This is a genomic window from Paenibacillus sinopodophylli (assembly GCF_005930355.1).
Taxonomy (GTDB): Bacteria; Bacillota; Bacilli; order Paenibacillales; family Paenibacillaceae; genus Pristimantibacillus; species Pristimantibacillus sinopodophylli.
The window spans coordinates 434991-456577 of the sequence record NZ_VDBO01000003.1; the positions used below are offsets into that span (position 1 = coordinate 434991).

Genomic DNA, 21587 nt, shown 5'->3' on the forward strand with positions numbered 1-21587 from the left:
CGTATAGGTAGTCTACCGGCAAAATCAAATGAGACTTAAAGCCTGCTTTTCGTTCATCCATATAATTATATCATACTATTATACTATGTTTTGTCAGAATTAGTACTATGAATTTCCTATTTTTACGAAAGAAAGGACGGTTCCTCATCAAATGTTGAGGAGACCGTCCCTTTTTTCCACACAGATAAAGGTATGATACAGCATGTAGTCATTAATTGTACATTTTCACTTGACGTACTCTTCCAGCAACAGCCAGCACCAGCAATATAATGGTTGCTAGTAAGTAATAGAAATATATTCCTCGGTCAAGTGCCTGTTGTGTTGTACCCATAAAATCGGCAACATCCCACTTGTTTAGCGGGCCCATATACCACAGTAACATAAAGACCACTTGAAATAGCTTGCTGCTCCCCGACCATACGCCTAGAACTAAAGCTAATGTAGGTATAAACAATCCGCCAATGGCCATAGCCATTAAGCTTTCCCACTCGCCTGCCACAAGAAAATGAATCATAGCTCCGCTACCTGTCAAATAAGCAACCATAATTCCAGCCAGCCATAATACAATGAACTGATTACGAACGGGATTCATAGCTGTAAAAATCAATTGCTGGGTGCGGTGCTGCGCTTCATTTGTCCCCATTGCCGACCAGATGAGAATGGGCCAAGCCCAGGTAAAGGGTACAATAAATTCGACTACGAATTCCATTGGTAATAATAAGCCTAGTACGATCATTACCAACGCTATTAAGTACCACCACAAACGCAATCCTTTAAGCATAAGACGCAGTTCCAAGACTAGCGTTTTGAAATAGTACGATCGGGATCGAGATTGCGTATTCGAATAAGGAGTTAGCTTTATTTCTCTATCGTTCCTATGTACAGGCTTACTGTCAGGCTTTGCAATTTCAGCTGCACGGGCACGGCGCATACTTTTTTTGCTTATTATAGACGACCTTGTTAGATCAAACCGATGAAAGAAGAATGAGGCTATTACTGCAATAATAATCGGTAGTGCTAACCAAACATAACGTTCTACAAACATCTGTATCGTCCAATGTACACCATTCCAGTCGTAGGTTATTAACTCACCTTTCAAGGGAGCTATTCCTCCGACATGACCGTCAGCGTTACTAGAAATTGTTTCATTCGCGTCGCTCGACATCTTCATAAGCAGCGGTGAAATGCCGAATATATCCTGGTTCGAATGCTCCGCCTGAGTTGACCGAATAAGCGCTAAGAGCCATATTGCAAAATAAACCAAGTTGCCCAATCCCTTACGTAACAAGGGAACGGATTCAAAAAGGATAGCTACCGAAGCCACCAAAGCCATTGTCGGCAATGTGGAATACAGAAATGGAAGCAATAATGCCGCCATATTAATGGTATAATCTTCCCCTCTAATGAATTGCATAGCAAGCGCAGATACCATTAATACAGCTACAATAGACATTAAAAAAACAAAATTACTCCACATTTTTCCCATCGTGTACATCCACTTTGTAATCGGAGTCGTTGCAATGATCTGCCCAACTCCAGTCTGCACATCTCGTTCAATTGCATTTTTCACTAGGAAAAACGCTGGAAGACTTAATAGCATGGAAGCTAAGATAGCAATTCCACTACCTACCCATGCGGAGTTATATAGGCCGCGTATCGATTGAAGGGATAAGGTTACATAATTCTCATCACTTGAAGGCAGGTACTTATATACGAAAAAAATCGACACGAGTACAGTGATTAAGAAGCTGTACCTTCGAACTCTTTCCAAATAATCAGCTTTTATCATATGGAATAGCATACGAATCGAGGTCATGCAATTGCCTCCTGCTTGTTTGCCGCAATGTAATACATATAGGCATCTTCCAAAGTCGGCGTTACTGAGCGGCTATCGACTGAAGGCTGAGTGTCTGCAATAACCCTCACACGCACCCCTTCACTGCTTTGAATGGTGCTGCTGACCAGCAATTGTTTGCGTACTTCCATCCATGTATGACTTGGAATTAACCACTCCCATACTTTACCTTCCGTCGCAGCTAATAACTCGCTTGGAGCTGCCTGTATTACGCTGCGTCCTTGATTGACTATGGCGATATCTGTTGCAGTCGCTTCAATGTCCGATACGATATGAGTGGATAATATAACAATGCGATCTCCAGATAGTTCGGATAGAAGATTACGGAAACGAATGCGCTCTTCAGGATCAAGCCCCACCGTTGGCTCGTCAACAATTAACAGCTTGGGATCATTGAGCAGTGCCTGCGCAATACCCACTCGCTGTCTCATCCCGCCTGAAAATCCGTTCAGCGGTTTCTTGCGAACCTCGTGGAGATTAACCAAATGCAGCAGCTCGTCAATTCTTTTTCTTGCCACTTTGTAGTCTAACCCTCTAATAGCCGCTAAATATTCTAAAAACTCAACCGGGTTTAAATGAGGATATAAACCAAAGTCTTGTGGCAAATAACCTAAGACCGCTCGTACCGCATTAGGATCTTTTGTTATATCTGTGCCGTTCCAGCTCACCCTTCCCCCTGTCGGCTGAGTAATAGTAGATAAAATTCTCATCAGTGTTGATTTTCCGGCACCATTCGGCCCTAACAAGCCGAGAATACCTGGTTTAATGAATAGGGATAAGTCCCGAAGCCCGTAAAAATCACCTTTATACTTTTTGCTTACACGTTCAATAAGTAGCTCCATCATTTCCTCCATTAAATGTATAATTCTAACGCCTCAGCATAGTATAAATAGCCTTGCCCAAAAAAACACTCCATTTAACTAACATTATCTTCGATAGAGTGGCTATCATTTCCAGTGTTCTTCTCTGTGACCTACTTTAACTGAAAATCATCCTCACCAAATCAGTCTGAGGTTCTTTGTTTACTAGACCTTAGTCATGCAGGTAACATAAAAAACCTTAACCCTTCAACTTCTAAGGATTAAGGCTTACATTTGTCATTATCTTTATACGTTCTCTTCTATTATACGGAGTGCCTTGTTCTGCTCATTAAATTTGGCATTATGCGAGGAGACATACGCCGTCGTAGAAGCCTTAGGGTCCATATACAGCTTTGCGCCATTAACAGCGAGCGCCGCATCCGTGAACGCTCCGGCAATTAAATGAAGCTTTTTGGAGTAGCCAGCCGTATCGCCCGCGACAAAAATCCCTGGGAAATTCGTCGCCATTCTGTCATCTACGGGGATGTTCCATTTGCCCATCTCTAAGCCCCAATCAGCAATTGGGCCAAACTCCCCGAGCATACCATGATTGATAATAACGGCATCCACTTCCAACCAAAGCACTTCCTCTGTTAAACGTCCTTCTGCATCCACCGGTGCAATTGTGACAGCTTCAATAGCGATAATCCGTAATGGCAGCTCCTGTACCTGCCATTGTAATGAGCATCCATTCATATGGCATGTTAAGTCGCTGCTCCAGCTGAATACCGCTGCAACATAATCTTGTTATCGACTTGAATGCATATAACCGATCGTTATTTGTGTTCATATCCCTAACTCACCTGGGTTCCGATTATTTTTCTGGCCTTCATCCCAACCATTTTTATCGATAATAGCATACGCCCAGATGCTCAGAACAAACCAAATACCCCTATGAAGATTCACCTGCTTCATAGGGGTATTTATACATACGAATTTCGTTTCCTTCTACACTATTCGTATTGAATGTACTACTCCTCAGTAAAGACTACATTAGCCATTGACTTCCTGCAGTAAACAGACATATTTATTTTACAACCTTCACGGTATAGATCTTGGTTTCTGCAGCCTTCTGTCCTTGATCCCACGGCTGAGAATAGGTGAAGGTCAATAGATAAGTACCTGGGTTCATAGCTTTGAACCTGAACACTTTCTCATGCCCCATACCTACTAAGGGCTCGTTGTCTGCTTTTGGTATTTTAATGTATTCGGATGCTAAATGCAGCCCTTGCTCGTCCGTTACGTAGCTCCAAGAATATCCGGTTGATGTGTTCTCATACAGCAAAATTTCGAATGATTCTCCCGCTTCAATGCTAATTTTATTCATATTTACATCTCCAGTAACTGTATTGGTAATTATCGATGCAATGGATGATCCTTTAGCAAGAGTACTTCCTTCTATAAGGGCATTTAACTACGTAAACGTATACCAAAGTAAATAGGTTGCAGATAAGCTTATCATTTCCAATTGAGAGTGAACTTATGAGAATGTAGAGCTGTCACTAGAGCTTTAGCTAATGAAAAAGGCACTCGCATGGAGTGCCTTCCTTTGTTATCGCGTTTCAAACATACAAGCTTTAATCCCGGGCTCTAAGCAAAACAGCCACAGCCTCGGCTCTCGTTGTATGATCTTGTGGCGCAAAGCGGTTATCGCCCTTCCCGTTCACAATTCCCGCTTCTTTCACATAAGCCACGCTGCCCCTAGCCCACAAGGCAATATCCCGCTCGTCGGCGAAGCCGATTACAGCATTCGCATCGCTCGATTTACCCAGCGCTTTGGCAATCATGACCGCCATCTCTTCGCGCGTAATCGCTGCATTCGGACGGAAGCTGCCATCCTCATAGCCAGAAATAATCCCCTCTTGTACCGCTAACGAAACAGCTTTGCGCGCCCATGTGCCAATCTTGCTTGAATCAGCAAAAGTTAGCTCTGCTTCATTTCCTTGAAGCTTGAACGCATTCGCCAGCATGACGACAAACTCTGCTCGTGTAATGGAATGATTGGGCTTAAACGTACCGTTTGGATAACCAGTCACGATTCCTTCACTCACGGCCTGTTTAATGTTAGCCTCCGCCCAGTGACCAGATATATCGCTTATGTTAACTGCCGTTGGAACCTCTGGCGAATCACTGACAGCAAACACCGCAAATTTTGTGAAATGGTCTACCTCCACGACGATTTGTGTACCGTTTACTACGCCTCCTACTTTCACCCATACCTTCTTCAGTTCGTCATAATAGAATACCACTGGCTTCTGGTTTCCAGTCAGGCTCGCAGGATCGAATGCAAAAGTTAACGTAACCGGCAGATTGAAGTTGTCCGAGAAATTTTTTAGAATTTCAAAAATCGGACTCACTAAAACCTCTTTAGCGCTAACTAAATGTTGAGTGTCCAGCAGCTTTTCTATTTGAATATGAATAGCTTGGGACGAAGCATCCTCAGGGATGAAAACCTTAACTTCATTCTGCAGGCTTACTTCACCCGACTTGTCTTTCGGAATCGTTAACTGACCGTTATTCGATGTAACCGGCGTGGAGACTGGCTCGGCGGCACCGCCGCCGCTTCCTCCAGTGCCACCACCACCTGGTAATTCTGCCTGTGCATTACGAGTTATAGTAACCCAATACGTCTTGCTTGTGCCATTCTCTGCCGTAACAATAATAGGGACAAGATTAGCACCTACGTTTAGACCAATTGAACTGCTCGGTTGACCATTTGATGTTGGAACACCCTTAATGGTCATAGTTGCCTTCGTGTCATCCAAGCTAGCTGTAAGAGTAAGGTTATCTATGGCATAATCCACGCGGGAAGTATACTCGGTCGTCCCTGCTGCAAAAGTGGGAGTCAGAGTACCGTTTGATAGCGTTATACTCTTCAAATCCGCATTTCCGCTAACCGCCAGCGCACGGTTCACAAGAAGGCGATACGGAATGACTGTCAATCCGTCCTGCGCCATTACATGAATTTCAATAACGTTTGTCCCCACAGCCAAATGAGTAGCGCTGTAAGTATACACGCTGCCCGTTACCGATATCTCATCCGCTCCCGTAACCGCTAGCATTTGTTTTGTATTTGCTTTGGTTACAGAGAAGCCGAGACTCTCCGCTGCGTTAGGCACATCTATGCTGTACTCCAGTATGGACGGTACAAATGTTAACGACACTTGATCCACTGTTATATTAGATAGCAACGCGTCATCGCTAACCTTATACACTTCAATCGTGTATGTCTTCGAAGTGAGGCCATCCTGCGAGGTTACGACCACCGTTATAATATTCAACCCTGCATGTAAAGGAATGACCGAACTAGACTGCCCGCTAATTACTCGCTCTCCCGCTCCACTATTGGCGGCGACAGTCACAATTGCAGTCGTATTGGCAGCTGTCGGTGTGACCGTTACACTCGCCACATGGCTAGCTACGCTTAATGAATAATTTATTGTAGCCGCATTAAACTGGAGCAAACCGCCGCTTAGGCTTAGATTGCTCAATTCCATCAAGCCCGTCAGAATGTCTTGTTGGAATGTCACGTCTGCATAATTGAAGGCCTCTATTGTGAGTGTATGGCTACCTGTAGAGAGCACGCCAGCGTTAAATGTAATCTTGCCAGAAGCAACGGTATAAGCCCCTGCCGACAAAGTAGTCGTGCCATTCTTAATTGCCGTAATTGCTCCACGCCATGCCGGGTCATCCGGGAATGAAACTTCAATCATGCTCGCTGCATCATTATTTGTCGTATTAGCTGTTATTGTTGGCGGCTTCATGCCCACCCGTTGAGTGACCGTCGCATTCGCATACCTTTCTGCAAATACACTAATGGCATGATCGCCAAGCGTGAGCACCCCTGCTTTAAACGTAATTTTTCCCGCATCTATACTGTATTTGGACAACGGCAACGTCGTCGTACCATCCTTTACCGCCGTAATGGCGTCCCGCCACGCTTCATCGTCTGGGAACGTAATTTCTAGTGGGTTTGCCGCACTATTATCCGTTGTGTCAGCTGTTAGCGCCGGAGAAGGAATGAGCGTAACTTGCTGATCCACAATAATGTCCGAGTAATTGGTTGCTGTAATCGTTAAGGTGTGATTACCTTCCGCAAGGACACCCTCTGGAAAAATAATCTTCCCAGGAATAATGGTATAGTCGGTTATTGCCGTCGTTCCGTCTTTGATTTCTGTTATTGCGTCACGCCATACCGCATCATCCGGGAATGAGAGCTCAATAGGGTGCCCGACATCGTTTTGCAACGTATCTGCGGTAACGGTCGGCTTTTTCAAAAACACAGTTAAGTCTACCTTTGCCTCTTTATAGTGCGGTGGCGCCGATATCGTAATGGAATGACTGCCCAGACCGAGCGTTCCCGTGTTAAAGGTGATTTTCCCTGCACTAATCGTGTACGTCTCAGGAGCCAGCGTAACCGTTCCATCCTTTACCGCCGTAATGGCGCTCCGCCATGCCGCTGAATCTGGGAAGGTAACCACAACGGGGCTTACCGTATTGTAATTTGTCAAATCTGCCGTTAGGGCAGGCGTATTCAGCTGAAATTTATAAACATCTGGTCTAAAGCTACTAATACCATTATTGCTGAAGCTTGGTGATGAAGTCGCTAAATAAGGCACCTCATTATCAACGTATAGGGAGGTATAGGTTGCTCCCATCTCCGTTATTCCTGAGTTGCCTACGCTAACCCACTGGCTTCCCACTAGCTTCTTAACAACCGTCTTGCCCTTTGCAATATAAGTTACATAAAATGTTCCCTCGAAGGCATAGAAGCTATAGTCGGACTCATTGCTTATTGACCCGTAACCATCTACTATGGACCAGTCGCCGCTTGCCTCGAGCTTCTTGACTGCAACCTTAGTTCCAGTTACCCCGCTTACAATATCATGATAAGCCACATAGGGAATATCGTCCTTTACGAGCAGCTTCGTCATCTCTGGGTTGTCATTAGAGAATTTCCCTAGATCAGACCAACTATTGCTTGCCTGATCGAACTTCTTAGCCCAACCAGAAGGTGCAAACGTCCAACCGAGCCCCCTCACAAAAAACGGAAATTCGTTACGGTAGGCCACGTATGGAATACCTTTGGAGATCACGAGGGAAATGTGCGATACCGGGTCCTGCGAGAATCCGCTAACGCCCAACAAATCCCAATCGTTCCCATTGTAAGACTTTACTGTTAATCGATTGCCGTTTGCCTTATCCGAATAAGCGATGTAAGGCTTATTATTATAGACCGCTAAGGAGAACAAACCCTTTCCGTCTAAAGGAATTTGCACATTACTTCCAACGTCTAAAGACGACCAATTACTTCCATCATACTTTTTGATATACAGCTTGGAGTCACTAAAATCATAATAAGTTAAGTACAAACTTCCGCCGGAGGAAATCATAGTAAATGCCGAAGTATACCCCGCTGATAAGCCTCCACTATCTACTGAAACCCAGTTATTACCATTGTATTTTTTAACAAAGAGTTTATAACTATAGGCACTATCAATATAAGCCATATAAGGAGTGCCATCCAGCACGGCCATCCCTAAGCCTCCCATGGACATTCCCGTTGATAAGCCTCGGTTGCCTACTAATTCCCAGCTACCGAGATCATTCTCCATTACGTCAATTACTATTGGTCTATCGAAAACGGTTCCCTGACCGCTCACAAGCGCTCCAGCTTCAATAAGCAACTGGTTATCCGTCCCCATTAGCGGGTCTTTAAACGTAATATGAAGATTACTCGTCTCTATCAGAAAAAAACCAGGGGTGGCAGAGGTTACATTGCTGACGGTATCCTCTGGACCAAGCTCATGAAAATCTGTTTCATCCGTTCTTTTAACTCTAATTTTGCTCTTGAGGTCGGCTATTGTGCCTACCTGCGTTTCTTTGACGGCAAACAAAACGGTAACCGTTTTGTTATCCTCGCTAGTAGACGTAGACAAATCGGCATCAAGCTCCGCTTCAGGGTCAATAAGAATGTAACACGAGCCATATAATTGATATATCGCACCAAACTCAGCGCTTAAGCAACTGACACCCTCTGTAGAAGAACCGTCGGACAACGTGTAGCTTCTCGAGGCTATTTTTTTACTATTATTGATGTAGTTATCCCCGTAACCCACAACCCCCGTACCGGTAAAATAACACATACCTCCTTCCATACCGCATGGGACCCATGTTGGCGCTGCCTCGGCGCGCGGTATAGATGGGGATGACAGTGAAATGACAGAGAGTAAAGTAGAAAACATTAAAATCATAGAAAGCTTTACTAATAAAAATTTCTTCATTCTTGCAGTAAATATCATTGCAGTTACCCCTTTCAGCATAAAACATAGTTATGATTAAGGGTAACAAATTGAAATAAAAGAATAATAAAAAAAATTAACGGCAAATAGCCCAAACCCACGCAGCACAAAGGCTGCGGGATTTGGTAACGCGCAGGATTTATTTGCAGCTTAAGCTAATTCTCTTACCTCTGTGCACGCTGCCATAAGAAAAAGGTGCCCTTATGGCACCTTCTGACGCAAAATGATTATAGCTTAAACTTATCTACAACCGCTTGCAGTTCTACTGCCATACGGGTCAAATGCGACGAGGATGAAGATATATCTTCCATTGAAGCCAGTTGCTCTTCCGTTGCAGCCGATACCGTCTGTGCGCCAGCCGCAGTCGATTGTGAAACCTGAGAGATGTCCCCAATCGCCTTCACGACTTGCGTCGTCCCTGTAGAAATCTGCTCAGCCGTCACTGTTACCTCGCGAACCTGATTATCCACCTCGTCAACAGAACGCTCAATCTCAGCGAATAGCCTCCCCGCCTGCTGAACGACATTCATGCCTACGCTCACTTCTTTCGTCGTTACGCGCATCGAATTCTCCACTTCACTGATTTCTTCACGAATGGCGACGATCAGAGCAGCGACTTTCTCTGTCGACTGTGATGATTGCTCAGCTAACTTCCTCACTTCTCCCGCAACGACAGCAAATCCGCGACCTTGTTCCCCTGCCCTAGCTGCCTCAATTGCTGCATTTAACGCTAGTAGGTTGGTTTGCTGAGATATAGACGAAATCGCTTCAATAATTTGTCCAATCTCCGTCGATGTATGCACCAAATGACTAATGACGTCAGACAATCCATCGACTGAATGGTTTATCGAGCCCATTTGCTTCACAGCGCTTTGAACAGCTTGTCCGCCTTCCGTTGATTTCACCGAAACCTGCTCCGTCATCATTGCAGCCGTATGCGCATTTTTGACAATTTGCTGTATTTTACCCGAAACGTCATTGATTGTTCGCGCACTCTCGTCAACTAGATTTACTTGATTATTAGCACCATCCGCCATCTGCTCAATTGCACCCGCGATATGCTCCGTTGCCGATGCGGTTTGTCCCGCGCTTGCTGACAGCTGTTCTGACGAAGCTGCTAACTGATTAGCTGAATGACCCACTTCGGATAAAACCGTTCGAAGGGAATCGACCATTAGATTAAAGCTGGCACCAAGCTCACCAAACTCGTTTTTCGCCTTAACGTCCACGCGCTGGCTCAAGTCTCCCTGACTAATAATTTGGGATGTTTCTGTTAAAGCCTTCAAAGGCTTTGTGATCGAACGAATGATGAAGAACATTAGACATGACCCAATAAGTATGAACAACACAATTACAATCAGCGTATTGTTTAGAATCGGAGCCGCAGTACGTGTAACTTCACTTGGAGAGCGATCACCTGCAATTTTCCAACCCGTTAAAACATTCGTAATGTAGATCAAACGCCGAGAATCACCATCTGGAGATGTCTGTTCAATTTTACCTGACTCGTCACTAAACATATTTGGTGGTTGATTAGCTTCATCAGCTGTTGGTTCCTCGGCTGCGTTCACATTGGTGGCCTCTGTACCCGCCGCGCTATCCATTCCTTCTTGTACTTCCCCAACTCCCCATGGAGGAGGAATAATGGCGAAGCTCGCGGAGCTGACAATAATAATAAAACCATTCTCACCGATTTTCACATCACTGACGGTTTGCTTCAGCTCTTCCAAACTAAGCACGACGGCGACTACCGACTGCCCGTTACTCTCAGCCTTCGCTATAGCAACAACCGTATTTCCCGTTTCCGTAGAAGTATACGGCTCCGTAATGACGACCTCGTCCTTGCTCTGAATCGCTTGCGTGTAGAAGGTACTTTCCTTCGGATTGTAATCCGAGGCAAGCTTCAGACTGCTAGGCGCATATACATATTCTCCGCTGCTTTGAACAAGGGTGACAGCTTCAACCTCTGGGTGGTTCTGTGCATACATATTCAACTGCTCACTAGTCGGTTCAATCGCTAGCTGCTGCGACAACGTATTTACATCACCAATCTTGGCTTGTATGTATTGATCGACCATCTTACTAACAAGAGAAATATCGGTTGCAGCCATGCTCTGCAGCTGATCGTCCACTTTATTTTTTGCAGTTATGTAAGAAAAACTTCCAATTGCTAAGCTAGGTACCAACAGGATAAGCATAAATGAGATAACTAATTTGTTTCTGACTGAGCCGAACTTAAACTTAGAATAAAATAACTTTTTAACGGATTTCATCTAGATGTCTCCTTCATCTGAAAATCGATTACCGCCATTATAGTATATTTTAAATTTTTACATATGAACCTTAACTTAAGCTCCGCTGAAGAAACGCTGAAAGTGTCTTTATACGTGAAGCATTGAAGAGAATAGAGGAGACCAGAGCCATTGCTGTTGCTGCAATTTTTTGTTGGAATTAACTAAAACTCAAAGCAGCTCTATTTTGTTTGGAAATGGTTTAGTGACACTTGTTAGAATTGGTACTGTTTAAATACGCATATATTTTTACAATTTTTTCGCAACAACCGAGAGGACAATTTTAAAAAGGATTATAGCGATATGTGAAGAATAGTAATTAAAACCAAATTAAAGGAGTTGATTTAATTAAATGGAGCTTTATGCTGTGAGATTTGGGGAATCTTCGTTTCAGCTAAAGTATATATACCGTGATACGAATCATTCGGAGGCAATCGTTAAGATTGCGTGGTCGTATTATATTGCCAAGCATAATCATAAAACTATTTTCATTGATACGGGATTCCGTGATGAGCATGCAGCCATTCAATGGGGTATTACGTTTACAGGCGTTGAAAATGAGCTCGGTAGCATCATTGATGACCTAAGTCTCGTTGATACGGTTATCATCACTCATAGTCACTTTGATCACATTGAAAATCTTGACTTGTTCAACACACCTGAAATCATTATCTCCAAAATTGACTATGAACACGCATTAAATCAATGCTCGCAAGCAGTTAAAGAAAAGCTGCTTCAATGCCATGTGGTAACCGTTGAAGATGAATATGTTATCGACGATCTCTTCAGATTCAAAGTTATCGGCGGTCATAGTAATGGTTCATCTGTTCTTTATTTTGAAGCGAATGATAACAACTACATCATAACGGGCGATGAATGCTATTGTTGCGATAATATGATAAGTAATCGTCCCATTGGTGTTTATTCGAATACAGAACATAACGAAAGGTTTTTGAACGATGCTCACCACAGCGGTTTAATCCCGCTTCCATTCCATGATTTGAACCTATTCGAACAATATCCAGCGGTTTCTGAACATATCGTTAGAATACTTTAATTCGCTATCTATAGCGGCAAGCTTAAAGGCCATCCTTTGTGGGATGGCCTGGATTTTTTAACTGCTTGAGGTAGTCTCATCCACATCCAACTCCACTATATTTAAACCTGATTCACAGGACTCACTTTTTATAGATCGCTGATTTACTTAAATGCTGCTTCAACCCCTTTGTTCTATGCTTGCCCGCTTACGCTCAGTACCAACTATTCCGCTTCCAAAGCGCTCATAAGCCCTGAAGCCGTTGTCTTAGCGTTCAGAATTGGCTGCTCACCCAAGCACCTCACTTCTTCTCAAGAAAATTCGTCACCCGAATTACGCGAAGCGTGCTAGAGCAGGAGCTGCAGCCACACAGAGGTAATTAATAAAACTCCCTTCCATACATGACGTTGATCCTTAGACCGTCCTCATAAAAGACATAAGCAAATTTGATATTGTCCACTTGAAACTGTGACGTTTCCAAAGGTTTGGACGCAAACTCAATATCACGTGCTTCATTTCAAATCATAAACGAAATCACAATACTTTAAAGTTGACTCTCGATGAGATGCAATGATAACAGTCTGATTATTTAATCCAGACACGGCTCTCATCACTTCCTCTTCAAGGCATTCGTCTAATGCAGATGTTCCCTCGTCCAACACCAAGATATCCGGAGAATCGTACACCGCCCTCGCTAGGCCCACGCGTTGGCACTGTCCCCCAGAAAGAAAGATTCCGTTTTCACCAAGATTGGTGTTTTCGCCATGACTTAACCCTGCAATCATATCTGCTAATTGAGCTACCGATATAGCATGCTTCATTTTTTCTTTATTATAGTCCCGATAGAAAATAATATTTTCCTTCAAGGTTGCATTCAACAAAAATACTTTTTGCGGAAGATATCCGAAACGAAGCTTTACCTCGCTAAGTTGCTCCGTCGTTCCATCTCCATGCTCCACTTCGAGTCTTCCGTCGCTTGGCACAAGAAGACCTGTCAACAGATTTAACAGTGTACTTTTGCCTATTCCGGAGGGCCCCCTTAAACCGATGATAGCACCACAAGGAATCTCAATACTTATTTTCTTCAAAACTTCATTTCCATTCTCATAGGAAAAAGACAGATTACTACATACTATTTTGCTGCCCTCATTAAATCTGCCTGTAGAACGTGTATCTTTGTCTTGATCATTTGCGGCATGCGACTTGCTTTGTTTGTCTTCCTTTAGTATCCCTTGGATCTTCTCGTAGAAACCTCCGTCCATTCGATCCAAAACGGAGGAGTTGGCATACAAAGAAGATAAATAACCATTTATTCTGGTCACTCCTGGCATAACTCTAATTAGAATCAAGGCTAGGATGGCCATTTTCGACATGACGTCCTCAGAGGAGCCATTCGTTACATAAACAGCAAGAAACGCCATCAACATACAAGCCACCGTAATCAATTCAATCAGATGTCTAGGCAACGTGGAATAGACAGTCTGCTTTACTTCTAAGGTTACATTCTCCTTGATATACCCTTCATAGAGATGCTCCACTGCTTCTTTTGCGTGATACAATTTTACTTCCTTGATACCATTTATGGCCTCTCTTGTAACTGCACTCATTCGGTCAAAACTGTGATTGGAACGTTTTGCGGTATCTCGCACTTTAGTATAAATAAACCGATGGAACAAGGTCATGATAAGAGCATACACCAGAATCAAAGCCGCCGAAATATTGATATTTAGGACGCACATGTAAGCCAAAAGCATGAGAATGACTACAGCTTCTGCAATAAATTCGAGCATATTCTGTATACTCAGGAAGATGGAGCCTGTATATTTGTTAATATTATTAATAAGAGCCGACGAATCTTCATCAGTGAAAGATTGATAATCTTGATCCAGGTACGTGCGCAACAATGACTTGCTTGTATCCTTATAATGGTTAACGATATATTTGCGCTTTATAATTCCTAACCCATATACAAACACGTTTTTTACTAGAAAACATATAAAAACAATTCCCGCAAAAAAAGCAACTTTGCTTATACTCTCATGATCCCCTTCTAGAATGGCAGAAACAAAGGGGAAAATAAGTGAAATGCTTGCGGTCTCTAACACTGCACCTATCACATAAAAAAAGACAAGCACGCAAAATTGAACCTGTCGCTTTCGACCAAACAGGTTCCATAATGTAAGTAAATTTACTCCGAGTGATTTATTCAAGGCAAGTCGCCGCTTTCTTCATATAGTCCATTAAAACTACTTTACGCTAATTTCAATCTTCACTCGTTGCTCGTTCTATTTCTTGCTATCATGGCCGTAGTTTGCATTAAGGTCTTCTTAAATGCAGCAATCATATTATCCACTTCTTTGTGATAATACGCTTGATCACATTCACAATAAGGCAAAATACTTAAATAAAGCTGCTTGATATCTTCAATCCGTTTCATAGTTTCCGTGAAACTACGCTTCGTACTAGAATGGCCGCTGCTTCTCCTGCAATATACATGCAGCTCCTCGTTTAGATAAGCACACTTGCTTCTGCTCGCGATTGGAAGCAGCAGCTGCGGATTCTGATCCACATTGGATGCTGGAATCTGACGATTCGGATAACAGGAAAACAAGGCTTCCGTTCGCACCATAAATCGGCCCGCAAGTTCCAAGATACGCTCATGGAACAAATCATCAAATATATCGGACAAAAACGGCTGGTTTTCTTTTTCTCTATACATAATCGGATTCTCTGTCTCATCTTTGATCAGGCCATTGCTTCGCACCATATTAATATCAAGATGAGTTAGAAGACACTCCACCTTCTTTTCAATACTGTCCTCCGTCCAGTAGTCATCCGCATCGCACCAGGTTAAAAATACGCCGTGGACACTCGGAAGTGCCAGATTTACAGCAGCCACCTGTCCTGCATGGTTTTGGGATAGAACTATCACCGATATACCTTTTGCTTCCATTATAACTGCCCGCTCTGTAAGGACCGAGAGTGAATCATCGGTAGATCCGTCATCTACCAGTATAAGTTCTAACGGCGCATAGGTCTGGTTTTCTACAGAATCTAAGAAGGTATTTAAATAAGGCATGGCATTATAGATTGGCGTTATTATGGATACTAACGGTTTCATTCCTTTGACATCCTTTTCCTCAAAATAGCTGCATAATTTTTCATTTCTTCCTCACGTTTCAAACGTCCTGTATTAGTCATATGAAGGCGCCGTCTTAACGTTACTTGATTGATTTCCCGAACCACGGCTCCTGTTTCCTTCAAATTCATCATCCAGTCTACCGTTTCTCCACTTGAAAGATTTTCATCGAAGTAGCCGTTCCAATCAAAAACCGTTTTTTTAATAAGCGCACAGCCCGGCAATACACCGCCATAACCGTTTTCTCTTGCCTTCAGTTTCATCCTTTGTTCACTCGATAACTCCTGCGATACAAAATCTTTTGCCTTTCCATATACAACCTCACAGTTCGAATCATCTTCCATGGCAGTAAAAAGATTTTCCAATGCATCCTGCGACAAAACATCATCTGCATCCAGAAACAGTATATAATCCCCACAAGCCATCTTGAGTCCGACATTCCTTGCCTTTGCTGCACCACCATGTTTCACCGAGATCACACGATCACCCAATCTTTGGGCTGTGGTAAAGGAATGATCTTCTGATTGATCATCTACAATAATAATTTCCTTCTCACCATTCCAGGTCTGGCTCGATATCGATTCCACTGCTTCTTCTAAATAACATCCCGCATTGTATACAGGCATAATAATAGATAGCTTCATTATATTAATCCTCTTCTTTTAGCTTAGGCCATCCCATATCTGCTTCCACATCATGTACGGGGTCTGCCAACAGAAGATCTTGAACCTCCGCGAATTCATTCAGTTCAAGGCTGTAATCTCCATTAACTACGACAAAATGACCCAATGATTCCTGGCTGTAAGGTTGATTATCTGAAATAAAAATTTCCTTTTCCGTAAGCGCAGCAATAAACCGCTCTACACGCTGATCAATATCCACCACACAGCCTTCATTATTTTTGATTGTATCGACAATCTGTTTCGGTTCCTGACCTTGCATCAACGCATCTAAAACCATCGATCCAAGAGCACTTGCTCCATAATACATTCCAGTAACAAAATTGATTACAATGGCCTGCCCGTCAGCCATATCATAAAACATCTTCTCTTCGTTTAATTTATACATGTTAAAGTCCCTCCATAAAGTTCTGCAATACGGTTACATTCTTTTTAAGGTCTTTACTTAAACGGAACTCATAAACGGGTAAATCCTTCAATCTGTCCATCATTCTCTTAACCATTTCTGTATCTCTTCGTCCGCCAATCTGACTTACACTGGAATGAACCAATTTCACCAATACTGAACCTCGGTCCGTCGGCACAATTATTGGCTCGCTTCCCTCTGTAACAGTTGGACACAATATAGCTTTAATCGGTAATTCTTCTTGAAAAGGATAGGCGGATGCATCAAAGAACTTCTTCCCGTTGCGCTTTTCCTCTGTCTTGATAACAGGCATGCTCGGTTTCAAAATCTGATACATGTCCGAATTCAATCCAACCATTGTATATAGTGGCAGTGCATTTCGTTCTCCCACTTCACGCATCATAACATAATCATCTGCCACAAAATCTAATCCCTCAAGCAAGCAACTCACCGATAAAGTTGACTTTCCAGCACCGCCCCGCGCACTTATCAATACTCCCTTTTGATGAAATCCTACTGCAGCGGAATGCAGAATCAATAAATTCTCCTGCTCTGCCCAAAAATAAAAACATCTTATAAGTGGATGTCCCAACATGCAATCATCATAATCAGTGCCTGCTTGTCTGCAGAAATAATAGGTCTTTCTGATGTAGTCGGCACCCTCCATCTCCGTACTTCTAGTAACCTTGATGCATCCCGTTGTATCCTTTCCCTGATATACGTCGGTTATTGCTCCTTCTGGCAGCGGCTTATCGCGAAACGAATCGGGAATATACCTATTAACATCATCTGTATAGCACCAGATCACTGCATCCGACACTACGTGCTGCTCTTTTGCAAGTACTCTTCCCAAAAGAGATGATCGTATTAATGAAACCTCTATGTCATCCCAATATCGAATTTCAAGAACCTTACCTGCTAATCCGATTTGCAAGTTCTTATAGAGAATCCCGTTTTTCTTCAAAATTCGTTTGTTAACATTTTCAAAGAAATTGGATATTGTAGCTTTTTCATTATCCATCCATTATTCTCTCTTTTCTCGCATAGTATTTGTTTCAATTAACGAAGTTTTAACCGTGAAAGATATTTCCGATACAATTTCACGGGTCTATTCAAATGGTAAAGGTCCGCAACATATCTTGCAAAACACATACCCGATTCTAATTTTTTTAATTCGTGAGAATAATACCTGTACTCCTTTCTGATGGGTTTGTATTTTATTCTTAAACGTATGACCCGCAGCGTGATTGAGCTATTTTCGTCCGCACGTCGTTCTTTCATATAGGGCACAATGGTCTCATAAAAATCCATTGCGTCTTTCAGCCATTTGGCATATCCACTATCCACTGCAAATAAGTTCGATACATCCTCTAACGAAATGTCCTCTGGAAAACAGGCTGCAAATAATTTCATCATCAAGTGAACCCGATAGCTACAATGCAGTTCATTCGCGCGCTTTGCTACTGCTGTCCAATCCGTGCCAGGCATCATTTTCAACACCATTTTTGCATCAAATAACCATTTCATCCGACGTTCTGGCATCTCATCAACAAATATGCATCTGGATTGCGAATCTAGTATATGAACAAACATGTCTACCGGTGACAATACTCTGAATTGACAGCTATTAACCTCAATCTGTTCAACTCTCTCCCAAATATCACTGCCCTTTTCGAGATTGTTTTTAAAAATAACATGATGAATATCAAACTCTGTCTTTCCCAACTTATATGTAATGGAATGCTTTGCTTCTACTATATACTCCGCACCCATATCTTGAAAAATCGACACCGCTTTTTCATATTGCTTGCCCTCAAGCGCAAAGTCTATATCAGCCATCATTCTAGATACTCCCGAGGCAAAATGCAGACGCATTGCGGCTCCCTTTAAAAGCAACGGGTATATATTGTTTTCATTCAACTTTTGTATGCTCATAAAAAGTTTCTGCAGCATCAGTGCATTCTCCACCTGATAATAGCGATAGATACCTTTTAATTGCGGGATGACATGCTCCGGAAATCCTATCCAATCGACATTATACCCAAAATGAGCTAACATCAGCAGATAGTTATGATTACCCGTATCCATATTCAGACCTTGAAGCTGGTCCTCTATTTCTTCTATATTGACGTGTTCCTTAAATAGGAGTGACAGTAATCTTTGCTCGCTCGGAACAAGTAGCCGTTTCTGCAACTCTTTTTCAATCTCACTATTCATATCTATTCTTTTCATCCATTCCTCTTTTGTGGCTTTAATACACTAATGATTATAACATTATAAATCTTTATTGTTTCCGCCAAAAGATAATGCCCAATCGCTACGTATAGGCCTCCTCCACCCAAGATGAATGACAATAATAATGCGACAGTCAAGAAATCTATTAACGTTCGCTTCATTTTTCCACTTTTATTCATTCCATTTATTACTTTTGGAATTATAACAGATTGTTATGAAAGAATAATGAAAGAAATGAATTTTTGGTTTTGTTCCTATGTACAGCCTCCTAAAACTAGAATGCTCTTTGGTCATCAGACCTTTTGTCGAAATAAATCCTATAGTCTTATTAGGCATTGTTTATAAAGTAAAGACTCATTGGGCAAGTCATTCATAGTCAGGCTGCTGATAATGGGTTAATCGGGCAATCCATTGACGTTTATTAGGCAACGTTGCTTAAATTGTATAATTGCTGGGCTGAAGTAAATACGGAAACCTCCCTACTTGGTGATTCCGCATAATTGAATCCATATAGACGAAAACCACCAATTACCAGAAATGGCGTTGGTGGTTTTCTCAGTTCCGTCTACAATGGACGTTCTCCTTTATGTCGCCTTGGTGGAACATGCGGGAAACGTGAAAAAAGATGGTCGGGCTATTCGATATATATTTCCCATACACCGAACGCCACCCGCACGGCTCACGACCGCCGCGCCTTTAGGAGGCACGTCCTAGCCCTACCGGGGTAGCGGTGTCCAATTAGTCACCACGAAGACGGTGACCGCGCGTCTCATTCCACCCTCCGGTCAAGCGGAGAGCAGGCTCAACCTTGAAATGCTCTAAGAACTAGGTAGCATCCTGCTGTTCCAGCCATCTCAGAATTACTTGGTTTGTTTCTTCTGGCTTTTCTTGTTGAATCCAATGACCGCAATCCAGATTGACCACTTCCACATTGGGTACGAATTTTGACAAGCTTTCAGACCTCTGAACCACATCCCGGTCGCCGAAGATCATGAGAGTAGGCTGTTGGATAATTGGGTTCACATCCGCCAATAAGCGCCAGTTGCGGTCAAGGTTCCTGTACCAATTTATGCTGCCCGTGAACCCTGATGTTTCAAAGGCAGAGACGAAAACAGCCAGTTCGCTGTCGCTCATCAAGGGCTCACCCAGTGGTGTTTCTGCGTTGGCTAGATTAATCATCATCATTCCCGGCTCGGGCGCTCGAAGTGGCTCGTTCTTCCGGTACATGTTGCGAAGGAACTGGAATGTATGGTCTTCTAATACAGCGTCTGCAACACCTGGCTGTCGATTGAAGTGGACGAAATAGAAGTCGCTGCCAAATATTTCTTCCATGAACTCGATCCAGGGTTTTTCTCCGCGCTCTTGGTAAGGCAAGCTCAGATTTATCACTTTGTTTACACGATTTGGATGCAATAAGGTCAGTCCCCAAACGACCATTGCACCCCAATCATGACCGATAAAGGTGGCATCTTCGTATCCGTAGTAATCGAGTAGTGCGATAAGATCACCCGACAAATGTTCAATGTCATAGTCTGTCACTTCAGTCGGACGGGATGAGTTGCCGTAACCCCGCTGGTTTGGGACGATGACGTGGTAGCCCGCTGCGGCAAGGGCGGCCATCTGATGGCGCCAAGAAAAGGCATGCTCTGGCCAGCCGTGACAGAGGACAATGGGTTTTCCGGCATTTTGTCGGCCTGCTTCAAAAACTTCAAGTTTCACACCGTTGACTGAAATAAGGGTAGGCTTTGGAAAATCGGTTGGAATAAACATGTAATTACCTCCTTCTTGTAATACATGTAGTATAATGGACAATAGGTGACACCTTATTGTCACCATTCTGAAATCATTTAGAAAAAAGAGGGCAATTATGGACAAAGTGGAGAGACTCATTTCGATTATCATGATATTGCTGAAAAAAAAGATTGTTTCTACAACGGAATTCTCACAACTATTCAATGTTTCCAAAAGAACGATCCTTCGCGATATGGAAACATTGAGCTTATCGAACATCCCAATTTACTCTGTCAATGGGGCCAAAGGCGGCTACGGCATAATGGATGAATACAAGATTGATAAACGCCTTTTAAGCAGCTCCGATTTACAGAATATATTAACTGCGCTTGGCGGATTGGAACAAATTCTCCGTACGGAAGAAGTTGAAAGAACGATAAAAAAAATAGAGGCAATGGTTAGTCCATTGTCTCTGAATCGTTCCATTCAACTGTCGTTTTATAATTGGGAAGGTCGGTCCGAGATTCTTGAAACCCTAAAGACATGTCAAGAATCCATTTTAAAGAAAAGGCAGGTTTCGTTTGATTATACAGATAAAGACGGGGCTGTAACGAATAGAATGGTCGAGCCCTATGAGCTGCATTTTAGCGAATCGAGTTGGTACTTGAGAGGATTCTGTTTACATCGTCAGGGATATCGAACATTCAAGTTATCTCGAATCGATCATATTACTATGGATGAACGCGCGTGTCTTCCTAGAGACGATTGGTCAGAGCAGGAACACGAAGCAAGTTATCTACCACAATTCGTCACGATTAAGGCATGGATATCGCCTAGCATAAAATATCAAATCATCGAAAGGTATGGTCGAAAAAGTATTGAAGATCATCGTTCTGGATCTTTATTAGCAACCATGTATGTCCCGCAAACTCATATGGGATTTCAGTTTTTAGCAGGCTTCGGCACTCAGCTAAAAGTTGTAGAGCCCCAAACTTATGTTGAAGACTTTCGGAGTTATTTATATCAAATGATGGAGAACTATTCCTACTAAT

At 42.8% G+C, this 21587-nt stretch carries 16 protein-coding genes and 1 pseudogene; 2 read left to right on the forward strand and 15 right to left on the reverse strand.

Annotated elements, in window-relative coordinates; genetic code table 11:
- Positions 1–211: 211 nt before the first annotated feature.
- The 7 genes from FGT79_RS16815 to FGT79_RS16840 all read right to left on the reverse strand — a co-directional run bounded on the left by FGT79_RS16815 (position 212) and on the right by FGT79_RS16840 (position 11290).
- Complete coding sequence (locus FGT79_RS16815; RefSeq protein ID WP_138753967.1) at positions 212–1816, reverse strand: hypothetical protein; 1605 nt, start codon at positions 1814–1816, stop codon at positions 212–214.
- Entirely contained in the window at positions 1813–2697 is an 885-nt protein-coding gene (locus FGT79_RS16820; protein ID WP_138754070.1) for an ABC transporter ATP-binding protein, read from the reverse strand. Before FGT79_RS16820 ends, FGT79_RS16815 begins: the two co-directional genes overlap by 4 nt.
- A gap of 264 nt (positions 2698–2961) precedes the next feature.
- Positions 2962–3411: an NAD(P)/FAD-dependent oxidoreductase gene (locus FGT79_RS16825; RefSeq protein WP_138753968.1), complete on the reverse strand. Its 450-nt coding sequence runs from the start codon at positions 3409–3411 to the stop codon at positions 2962–2964.
- On the reverse strand, positions 3350–3505 hold the full coding sequence (locus tag FGT79_RS31235) for a hypothetical protein (RefSeq protein WP_171056286.1): 156 nt from the start codon (positions 3503–3505) through the stop codon (positions 3350–3352). The genes FGT79_RS16825 and FGT79_RS31235 overlap by 62 nt, the downstream gene beginning before the upstream one ends.
- 237 nt (positions 3506–3742) lie before the next feature.
- Positions 3743–4042 (reverse strand): protease inhibitor I42 family protein, encoded by a 300-nt coding sequence (locus tag FGT79_RS16830; RefSeq protein ID WP_138753969.1) that lies wholly within the window; start codon positions 4040–4042, stop codon positions 3743–3745.
- Between the two features lie 250 nt (positions 4043–4292).
- A complete protein-coding gene (locus FGT79_RS16835; protein ID WP_171056287.1) occupies positions 4293–8861 on the reverse strand; it encodes a hemoblobin-interacting domain-containing protein in 4569 nt (1522 codons plus the stop codon).
- A gap of 383 nt (positions 8862–9244) precedes the next feature.
- Positions 9245–11290 (reverse strand): methyl-accepting chemotaxis protein, encoded by a 2046-nt coding sequence (locus tag FGT79_RS16840; RefSeq protein WP_138753971.1) that lies wholly within the window; start codon positions 11288–11290, stop codon positions 9245–9247.
- A gap of 370 nt (positions 11291–11660) precedes the next feature.
- On the opposite strand from FGT79_RS16840, the gene FGT79_RS16845 reads away from it, so the two are divergent.
- Complete coding sequence (locus FGT79_RS16845; protein WP_138753972.1) at positions 11661–12365, forward strand: MBL fold metallo-hydrolase; 705 nt, start codon at positions 11661–11663, stop codon at positions 12363–12365.
- Between the two features lie 376 nt (positions 12366–12741).
- On the opposite strand, the pseudogene FGT79_RS32575 reads toward FGT79_RS16845, so the two are convergent.
- The 8 genes and pseudogenes from FGT79_RS32575 to FGT79_RS16885 form a co-directional block, all read right to left on the reverse strand.
- A pseudogene (locus FGT79_RS32575) lies at positions 12742–12858 on the reverse strand (phage tail protein); the annotation flags it as partial.
- Positions 12857–14479: an ATP-binding cassette domain-containing protein gene (locus tag FGT79_RS31925; protein WP_425465024.1), complete on the reverse strand. Its 1623-nt coding sequence runs from the start codon at positions 14477–14479 to the stop codon at positions 12857–12859. The gene FGT79_RS31925 and the pseudogene FGT79_RS32575, both read right to left, overlap by 2 nt.
- Before the next feature lie 134 nt (positions 14480–14613).
- The gene (locus FGT79_RS16860) at positions 14614–15465 is read right to left on the reverse strand and encodes a glycosyltransferase family A protein (protein WP_138753974.1); all 852 of its coding nucleotides are present in this window, start codon (positions 15463–15465) and stop codon (positions 14614–14616) included.
- Positions 15462–16127, reverse strand: a complete 666-nt coding sequence (locus tag FGT79_RS16865; protein WP_138753975.1) for a glycosyltransferase family A protein — start codon at positions 16125–16127, stop codon at positions 15462–15464. The genes FGT79_RS16860 and FGT79_RS16865 overlap by 4 nt, the downstream gene beginning before the upstream one ends.
- Positions 16128–16131: 4 nt before the next feature.
- A complete protein-coding gene (locus FGT79_RS16870; RefSeq protein ID WP_138753976.1) occupies positions 16132–16551 on the reverse strand; it encodes a hypothetical protein in 420 nt (139 codons plus the stop codon).
- 1 nt (position 16552) lies between these two features.
- A complete protein-coding gene (locus FGT79_RS16875) occupies positions 16553–17590 on the reverse strand; it encodes a phosphoenolpyruvate carboxykinase (ATP) (RefSeq protein WP_138753977.1) in 1038 nt (345 codons plus the stop codon).
- Positions 17591–17628: 38 nt separating this feature from the next.
- The gene (locus FGT79_RS16880) at positions 17629–18801 is read right to left on the reverse strand and encodes a nucleotidyltransferase family protein (protein ID WP_138753978.1); all 1173 of its coding nucleotides are present in this window, start codon (positions 18799–18801) and stop codon (positions 17629–17631) included.
- A gap of 828 nt (positions 18802–19629) precedes the next feature.
- Positions 19630–20574, reverse strand: a complete 945-nt coding sequence (locus FGT79_RS16885; RefSeq protein ID WP_138753979.1) for an alpha/beta fold hydrolase — start codon at positions 20572–20574, stop codon at positions 19630–19632.
- A 97-nt stretch (positions 20575–20671) separates the two neighbouring features.
- Here FGT79_RS16885 and FGT79_RS16890 point away from each other — a divergent pair, with 97 nt between their 5' ends.
- A complete protein-coding gene (locus FGT79_RS16890) occupies positions 20672–21586 on the forward strand; it encodes a helix-turn-helix transcriptional regulator (RefSeq protein WP_138753980.1) in 915 nt (304 codons plus the stop codon).
- Position 21587 lies beyond the last annotated feature (1 nt).

What these genes read in the sequence shown, in the direction of transcription:
- FGT79_RS16815 (WP_138753967.1), bottom strand. Translation starts at nt 1,816, where the DNA reads ATGACCTCGATTCGTATGCTATTCCATATGATAAAAGCTGATTATTTG.
- FGT79_RS16820 (WP_138754070.1), bottom strand. Translation starts at nt 2,697, where the DNA reads ATGGAGCTACTTATTGAACGTGTAAGCAAAAAGTATAAAGGTGATTTT.
- FGT79_RS16825 (WP_138753968.1), bottom strand. Translation starts at nt 3,411, where the DNA reads ATGAATGGATGCTCATTACAATGGCAGGTACAGGAGCTGCCATTACGG.
- FGT79_RS31235 (WP_171056286.1), bottom strand. Translation starts at nt 3,505, where the DNA reads ATGAACACAAATAACGATCGGTTATATGCATTCAAGTCGATAACAAGA.
- FGT79_RS16830 (WP_138753969.1), bottom strand. Translation starts at nt 4,042, where the DNA reads ATGAATAAAATTAGCATTGAAGCGGGAGAATCATTCGAAATTTTGCTG.
- FGT79_RS16835 (WP_171056287.1), bottom strand. Translation starts at nt 8,861, where the DNA reads ATGTGTTATTTTACCGGTACGGGGGTTGTGGGTTACGGGGATAACTAC.
- FGT79_RS16840 (WP_138753971.1), bottom strand. Translation starts at nt 11,290, where the DNA reads ATGAAATCCGTTAAAAAGTTATTTTATTCTAAGTTTAAGTTCGGCTCA.
- FGT79_RS16845 (WP_138753972.1), top strand. Translation starts at nt 11,661, where the DNA reads ATGGAGCTTTATGCTGTGAGATTTGGGGAATCTTCGTTTCAGCTAAAG.
- FGT79_RS16860 (WP_138753974.1), bottom strand. Translation starts at nt 15,465, where the DNA reads ATGAAACCGTTAGTATCCATAATAACGCCAATCTATAATGCCATGCCT.
- FGT79_RS16865 (WP_138753975.1), bottom strand. Translation starts at nt 16,127, where the DNA reads ATGAAGCTATCTATTATTATGCCTGTATACAATGCGGGATGTTATTTA.
- FGT79_RS16870 (WP_138753976.1), bottom strand. Translation starts at nt 16,551, where the DNA reads ATGTATAAATTAAACGAAGAGAAGATGTTTTATGATATGGCTGACGGG.
- FGT79_RS16875 (WP_138753977.1), bottom strand. Translation starts at nt 17,590, where the DNA reads ATGGATAATGAAAAAGCTACAATATCCAATTTCTTTGAAAATGTTAAC.
- FGT79_RS16880 (WP_138753978.1), bottom strand. Translation starts at nt 18,801, where the DNA reads ATGAAAAGAATAGATATGAATAGTGAGATTGAAAAAGAGTTGCAGAAA.
- FGT79_RS16885 (WP_138753979.1), bottom strand. Translation starts at nt 20,574, where the DNA reads ATGTTTATTCCAACCGATTTTCCAAAGCCTACCCTTATTTCAGTCAAC.
- FGT79_RS16890 (WP_138753980.1), top strand. Translation starts at nt 20,672, where the DNA reads ATGGACAAAGTGGAGAGACTCATTTCGATTATCATGATATTGCTGAAA.